At 58.7% G+C, this 7,274-nt stretch carries 6 protein-coding genes; all 6 read right to left on the bottom strand.

The features are described from left to right. Nucleotides 1–150: 150 nt before the first annotated feature. Nucleotides 151–843, bottom strand: a complete 693-nt coding sequence (locus tag U9R25_20505) for a class I SAM-dependent methyltransferase (protein MEA3338278.1) — start codon at nucleotides 841–843, stop codon at nucleotides 151–153. Between the two features lie 263 nt (nucleotides 844–1,106). Then, nucleotides 1,107–1,700 (bottom strand): YqhA family protein, encoded by a 594-nt coding sequence (locus U9R25_20500; GenBank protein ID MEA3338277.1) that lies wholly within the window; start codon nucleotides 1,698–1,700, stop codon nucleotides 1,107–1,109. A 67-nt stretch (nucleotides 1,701–1,767) separates the two neighbouring features. Next, nucleotides 1,768–2,946, bottom strand: a complete 1,179-nt coding sequence (locus U9R25_20495) for a uroporphyrinogen decarboxylase family protein (GenBank protein ID MEA3338276.1) — start codon at nucleotides 2,944–2,946, stop codon at nucleotides 1,768–1,770. A gap of 106 nt (nucleotides 2,947–3,052) precedes the next feature. Further along, the gene (locus U9R25_20490; GenBank protein ID MEA3338275.1) at nucleotides 3,053–3,550 is read right to left on the bottom strand and encodes a hypothetical protein; all 498 of its coding nucleotides are present in this window, start codon (nucleotides 3,548–3,550) and stop codon (nucleotides 3,053–3,055) included. Between the two features lie 851 nt (nucleotides 3,551–4,401). Then, nucleotides 4,402–4,773 (bottom strand): hypothetical protein, encoded by a 372-nt coding sequence (locus U9R25_20485; GenBank protein ID MEA3338274.1) that lies wholly within the window; start codon nucleotides 4,771–4,773, stop codon nucleotides 4,402–4,404. Between the two features lie 133 nt (nucleotides 4,774–4,906). Beyond that, entirely contained in the window at nucleotides 4,907–7,132 is a 2,226-nt protein-coding gene (locus U9R25_20480) for an arylsulfatase (GenBank protein MEA3338273.1), read from the bottom strand. Nucleotides 7,133–7,274: the final 142 nt, after the last annotated feature.

The following is a 7,274-nucleotide window of genomic DNA, read 5'->3' as shown; positions in this document are numbered from 1 at the left end:
GCCCGCGGGCAATGGCCTGCATCAAATTATGGCCCTGTATCGGCTTGTCGATGTACATGGTGTGCAGCGAGGGCACATCGGCGTAGGGGCGACCCTCGTGGTCGCCCTCTGTTGGCAGGGACGACCACGGGCAGGGACAAGCCACTGCCCCTACCAGGGGCGGCGCGCCAACCCGGCCGCTTCCCCCGGTGTGTACGCAGCATCGCGACTGGCCAGCGGTTCATTGATGCGCCGAAGAGTCTTGGGCACAATCAGCCGGGTAACCAGCCAGAGCAACAGATAAAAGGGCGGCGACAGGTCGCGTCGCAGGTCGAAGACCAGGAAAGAACCTCCGGGGCGCAGCACGCGGCCGATCTCGTTCAACACTGGCACCGGATCCTCCCAGTGGTGCAGGCTCAGGGTGCTGACCACCAGATCCAGCGAGCCGTCGGGGAAAGGGATGCGGGCCACATCCCCCTTGCGGAAGGAGACCCGACTGGCCACGCACGTGCCAGCCGAAAAACGCTCTGCCTCGGCCAGCATCTCATCCGACAGGTCGACGCCGGTAACGTGCAGGCCAGGCGCGCGCGCGGCTAGCCCGACCACCAGGTCGCCGGGACCACAGCCCAGATCCGCGGCCTCTCCTTGGGTTTTCATGGCGATGGCCCGGCGGGCAGCATACCAGCGCAACAGGCGCATCTGAGGCCAGCGCGCCACCCGGTTAAACGCCTCGGCGATAGACGGATCGTCGAGGCTCTCATGGCTGCTAATACGCTCGATTGTTCGCCGCCGGTATATCCAGGTTCCGGCTGCGGCCAGTGCCATTGGAACAGCGGCCAGCCAAAATCTTCCACGCGAAACCATGGTTGATCCTTTTTCCTTAACTGGAGTTACGCAGATCGCATATTGAGAGTGGCTCAAAGGAAAATCAGACCTGACCAAAGTTTACCACATCTCTCCAGCTCCGGTCCAGCAAAACCCCCAGGATGCTCCAGAAGCGCTGTTCACCCCCGGCGAAAGCAGAAATCACAGACGCCATCGCCTCGGGCAATGGTGGGCAAATCTGGTATCATCGCTGCCCGTAGTATCGCCTGACCGGGGGCAGGGCACACAGGCGCTATTTGAGTTCAGTCATTCGATGCCCTGTTCTCGTCGTCGGACTCGTCGGCGAGCTCAACCGCTTGCTCATGCTTCCCCAGCTTCCAATCGATCTCGGCCTGCTCGGTGGACTTGGAGATTTGCGTTGACCAGGTCCTTAAGCCAACAAAAAGGGCCAGGGCAGCAATTGGCAGCGAAATGGCGGCACCATAATAGAACATTTCAGCAGCGTCATGGGTGAAAACGTAGCCCATGAAATTGACCGCCAGTACGACGACCGTGACACCGATCAGGTTCGTCTCCAGCTCCTCGGTACTGTCGATCTGAAGCCAGCCCGGGAATTTTATTTCCTCGATGAAGAGTTGGTAGAGGCCAACGGCTGTGATGTAAAGCACCGTGCCGATCAGGAAGGTATGCACATACTCCACGATTTCGACCTCAATTGGCAGTTCTTCACCGTGGTGGGGTGTCGCAGCAATCAGGCCCGCCAGCTCAAGAAGGCCCCTGACGATGAGTTCAATCAGCCGAAAGCCACCGATGACAAAAAAGACTCCAGCTGCCAGGGTAAGGCCAATGACGGGTACGATGACAAGAAAGCGGGTTCCGCTTAACAGACGTGACATGGTTGGTTCCTCCTGTTACCGGATGTCAGAAGCGCTGCGCACGCCCTTCAGATCAGGTAAAGTAAAGTCAATAGCGTCCGAGTTCCTCGGCCAGCGGCGCCAGCAATTCCAGCTTCCACGGCTCCATGCGAGGCGAGACCGAGCAGGCGGTGCTGAGAATATAGCCGCCGCCTGGCATGCCCTCTCGAATGCGCTCGCTGGCGTGGGCGATGACCTCTGCCTCTGTTTGGGCTACCAGAAGCTCAACCGAGTTCATGTTGCCCTTGAGAAAGACCTTATCGCCGATGGTTGCCTTGGCGTAGGCCAGTTCGGTGTTGCCCAGGGGTGGCGGGTCCATGGTATCGATGCCCATGGTACCCGTTTCCAGCATGAGATCAAGGCGTTTGCTGATGCTGCCACAGGTATGGGTGTAAACGGTCACACCGGCGGCCTTGATGGCGTCGGTGACTCTCTTTTCATACGGCACCACGAACTTACCGTACATCTTTGGCGACAAAAATGGACCGCCTGCGAAAGCCGAGGAGATGAGTACGGCATCGACCCCGCGCCGGGCCTGTGCTGTCCCCCATGCCACCGAGGCTTCAGTAAGCCGGTCCAGCAAGGCGCATGCCTTGCCTGGGTCCTTGATAAAGGTCATCAAGGCATCGGCATACCCGAATAGTTCCATGTAATAGGTGAGAGGAGAGAAGACTTCGCCATGCACCGACACCTCATCCCCGACCAGCGCTTTCACCAGATCTATGGCTTTGAAGAAATAGGGCGGGAATTCGGTCAGCGGGCCAGGCTTGGTCTTTCCGGGGATGCGCTGGATGTGTTGCGTGTTCCAGATGTAGCCGGCCAGATCGTCCAGACCGCTCAGGTCATCGGGGTCGATAGTCTCAAAATCAGCGCGAATTGGCTTCGTCCTGTCAGCCGGGTGGAATTGGGCGTTATCGTCCCAGGGGATAAAGGTAACGTCGCCGTTGGACCAGATGAGAGTCTCTCCGTTGTCGTTCTCCTCAATCCTGACCAGATCCGCCAGGAAGTTGTCGGGTCGCCCTGGCTGATTGATGAGGATGCCGTCGAAGCGATAGCGGCGCTGCAAAATAACCAACGCCTCGGCGAAGGCTTCACTGGTGTACCAAATCTCGTGAGGTCTGAAGCGCGTGTTCAGAAAGTAGTGGCCCGTGGCAAGCTGGCACATCACCGGCACCCGATCCGGTTCTTTCAGTTGCATGGCCAGGCCAATTCGCTCGCGTCCGTTCATAGGGCCGCCTGATTGCCCCCGCCACAGTTCTCGGAACTCTCCCGCTCATACATCCCGGCCATGGCCGGCGACTCGATCATCATGCGAAACTGGCCGCGACCATTGTTCATTCAGCGATGCCCAGCGCTGCGGCGACCTGCGCCAGCGCTTCCCGCTCGGCGTCGTTGACGTCGACGCCGCCAAAGCCGAGGAAACCTTCATCCTCCTCGCCTGCCTCACTGGTCCGCACCGCCGCCGCCATAACCCACTGCTTGTAGCCGGCTGCTTCCTCCGGGTTCGACTTGCGCGCCAGCAGCTCAACCAGCTGGCGCAGCTTGGCCAACGATGTTTCCATGGCGTCTGGTGCAGTGGCCAGCTTCGTGTAATCGGCGAAGGTCCCGCCGGTCGAGGCACGTTGCTCCAGGGTATACTGGATGGAGCTGATCAACGTGTTGTCCAGGTAGTCGCCCTGGCTCTCCAACACGTACAGGGCAGCCGCAAAGCCCTCCTCTGAGGTTTCACTCTTGCGTCCCAGGCTGGCCGCAGAAACAACGATCGCACCCAGCCGCGGGCCTTCCATCAACAAAGTCTGCTCATCGGGCAGGTAATCGGTCAGGACCGACATGGTAGTTTCCTTTCTGGCTCAGTTGACGCCCGCACACCTGAGTGGCATCCGGCAGGCGTCTCGTATCGGATGGATATCGAACACAGCAGCCGCCAGATTCACTGACGACTGCTATACATTGTACGTTATACGCCTGGAAGGAGCAAGGTTGAGATGACGCCCATTGACCGTTCAGCAAGGTGCAATTTTCGATTCACCACTACCTAATGTATCCCTACTGCCGCCAGATAAGGCCACACATGGCGCTCCAAATAGTCGATATAGAGGAAATGAATCTTTTCGATCCCCTTGTGTCAACATGGAGGATACTGTCGCGAATTCGCTACCTGGTCTCAATACACTGTCTTGCCTGCAAGTTCAGCGCTGGTCAAGCACGCAATGTACCGAGTTCAAGGGAATTATGTCTATGCAAACCGCTGCTCGAACGACTCGTGTCACTGCGACGCTAGCAAGCGGTGCGGCCTAGCACGCCACGGCAGCAGCCGATGCGAGAGCTAGCAGGCGTACCGTGACGCTAGCAAGCGGTGCGAGAGCTAGGTAAGGCCACCGAGAGGTGAGAGCTAGGAGATCGAGCGACGGCAGCAACTGAGTTAAGGCTGAGGGAGCAATCCAGCAAGATCGACGTGGCAGTCTCATACACGCTTGAGGAAACCGGGCGATGAAGGGGGTCTGAGATTGCCACGCCACGGCAGCACGTCAGCAGACGATGCGTGACGCCAGCAGGCGGTGCGAGAGCTAGCTACGCTAGCAGGCGATCCGTGAGGTAGGTAGCTAGCCAGGTGCGCAATTCGCGAGATTGAGGCTCTCAGATTGGCTTTGCGATCCTGCGGCTTTGTGCACCGCGGTCCTGTCTAGAGAGGACCGGGCATATCGATCTTCTTGTCCTCGTCGTCCTTGTCCTTCTTGTCATTTATATCCTTCTTGCCATCCTTGTCCCGCGGCGGCCCGGGCACAACAGCCTGCTTGACCTGCTTGTTGCGGAAATTGGTCCAGAGCCAAATGGCAACCGCGGCAATCGCCACCTGGATCGCCAGCACGCCGAAATGAATACCGCGCCCGTCTCCCCAGCCAATGAGCCCGGCGAGGAAACCGCCAAGCCAGGCCGCGCCCGTTCCGATTAGAAACATCTCGATACCTGATACGCGCTGCTTACCCGGCAAGAGAAACTTGGCTATGACCGCCACAACAACCCCGGAGATCGACGCTCCGAGCATCGACATCAATAAGATTCCACCTAAACTACCCATGATTTAGAATCTCCTTTTTGTTTAAACTAAACTCAAACTTACGTTAGATCACTTCACCAATACTTCCCTGGAAACTCCAGGTTTGCGGGGAAGTTAGTCAGGGCTCCGCCTAAAGAACGCCAATCGTGCTCAGAAACGGCCGAATAACACGTTCCGAATCATCGATATAACGAAAATTAACTTTCTCAATCGCACCGTTGAAAGCGAACGGCGCTCGTTCGTGGTAATCCAGCGACACCGGCGAGCCCAGGTCGATGCCGATATCAAACGTCTCCGACGCCGTAAACCCGGCCATTACCGAGCGCTCGATGCGCCCCTGCCCAACTTGCTTGCCGTCCACACGGAAGGTCAGCGTAGCCGGCGACTGCGGAACCCGCTCGTCAAAGAGCAGCTCAACCTCGATCTGCCGTCTACCGGCGGCTACAGGCTCGTCGGAACGCACTTTATAGCGTTCGACACTGATCGTATTGTACTCTGCACATAGATGACCGTCATCCATATAAACCGTGAATCCGCCGCCGATGCCGCCCACGCAGAACAGTACGCCCGCCGCCGCTTGCGGCACATCGAGGTCGATCTTGGCTAGGCTGGAAAATCCACTGACGAATTTCGGGGCCATCGATTCCGGAATGCGCGTCTGGCCGGAGAAGAAAGTCCACTCCCTCAGTGTCGAGCTGCGAATCTCCTCCGGGTGCAGCACGCTCGTATAAAAAGCGGCGCCAATCGGGAACACCTTGTTCTCCGTGGCCTGCATCGTGAACAGATCCTTCATCGCCTGCAGCTTTTCTGGCATCTGCGCGGCCAGATCATTGGCCTGCGAGTAATCCTCGTCCAGATTGTACAATTCCCACACATCGTCATCCGGATTCCACTCCGCTATATTTGCGGCCATGCGGTTCCACGGCTCGCGTGGGCCGAAGGCACAGGCATACCAGCCATCCTGGTAAACCCCGCGGCTGGCATAGATATCAAAGTACTGCACGCTCTTCTGCCCTTCCGCCTGAGGATCATCGAAGGAATAGGCCATCGACACGCCATCCAGCACATCCTGTTCAAAGCCGTCTACGGCGAAAGGCGGGTCGATATCCAGGATGTCATAGATGGTAGTCGCGATGTCATTCACGTGGTGAAACTGCGGGCGTGGCGTCTGGTCCGCTTTGATCTTCTCCGGCCAGGAGATGACCAACGGCGTACGCGTGCCGCCAAAATGGGCCGCCACCAGCTTGGTCGACTTAAAGGGCGTGTCCCCGGCCCAGGCCCAGCCATGATGGTACATATTGTCCAGCAGCGGGCCGCCCAACGCCGGTATGCCGCCGTAGTCGCGTTCCAGGACAGCGATTTGATCGGTGACATCAATATCGATCAGATTCTGAGCCAGCAGTTCCGAAATCGTGCCCAGCTGCCCTTCGGCCGAGGCGCCGTTGTCTGAGCCAATGTAGAAGATCAGCGTATTGTCCAGAATGCCCTGCGCTTCCAGCTCGTCGATAATCTTGCCATATTGTGTATCCGTGTGCTCCAGGAAACCGGCAAAGACCTCCATCAACCGCGTCTGAAAAGCTTTCTGGTCTTCCGGTACGTCTGCCCAGGGCTGCATCGTGGGATTGATCGGTGTATTCTGGGCATCTTCAGGAATCCAGCCCAGCTCTTTCTGGCGTTTGAAGGTTTCTACACGCAGCGCTTCCCACCCTTCGTCGAACTTGCCCGCGTACTTGTCGGCCCATTCGGAGGCCACTTGATGCGGCCCGTGCACCGCTCCCGGCGCGAAGTAGAGGAACAGCGGTTTGTCGGGAGTGAGCGCGCGGTTGCCGCGAATATATTGAATCGTTTCCTGCGCCAGGTCTTCCGTCAGGTGATAAGGCTGGCCATGCTCTATCTGCGGTTCGACAGGCGTCGTATTGCGATACAGGCGCGGTTCGTACTGCGACGTTTCCCCGGCGATAAAGCCGTAGAAGTAGTTGAAGCCCAGCCCTGTTGGGTACTGGTCGAACGGCCCGGCCGTGGTCAGGTGGGTGATCGGCGTATTGTGCCACTTGCCGAAAGCGGCGCTGTCGTAGCCGTATTCGGTGAGGATGCGCGGCAGCGCCGCCGCCGAGGGGGGCACCGCGCCGACGTAGCCGTCGAAGTCGCTGGCGAACTCGGCGATGATGCCCGAGCCCACGCGCTCATGGTTGCGACCGGTCAGCAGCGAGGCGCGCGTCGGCGAGCACATCGCCGTCGTGTGAAACGCATTATAGGCGATGCCCCGCTCGCGCAGGCGGCTCATCGTCGGCGAATGCACCGGCCCGCCGAACGTCTCCAGGTTAGAAAAACCGGAATCGTCGGTCATGATGATCAAGATATGGGGCGCGTCTTCGGGGATGCGCCGCGGCTCCTGCCGCCAGTGGTGTTCCGACTCGGCCAGCGTACGGCCGACTTTGCTGGCCGATGGCGTCGGTGGAAATGGTAAATTGGGTCCCATTGGCTTGTTTGTCACGTTA

The sequence above is a fragment of the Chloroflexota bacterium genome (assembly GCA_034717495.1).
Lineage (GTDB): Bacteria > Chloroflexota > Anaerolineae > JAAEKA01 > JAAEKA01 > JAYELL01.
The sequence above is the reverse complement of the archived record's forward strand: the minus strand, read 5'-3'. Positions and strand labels throughout refer to the sequence as shown.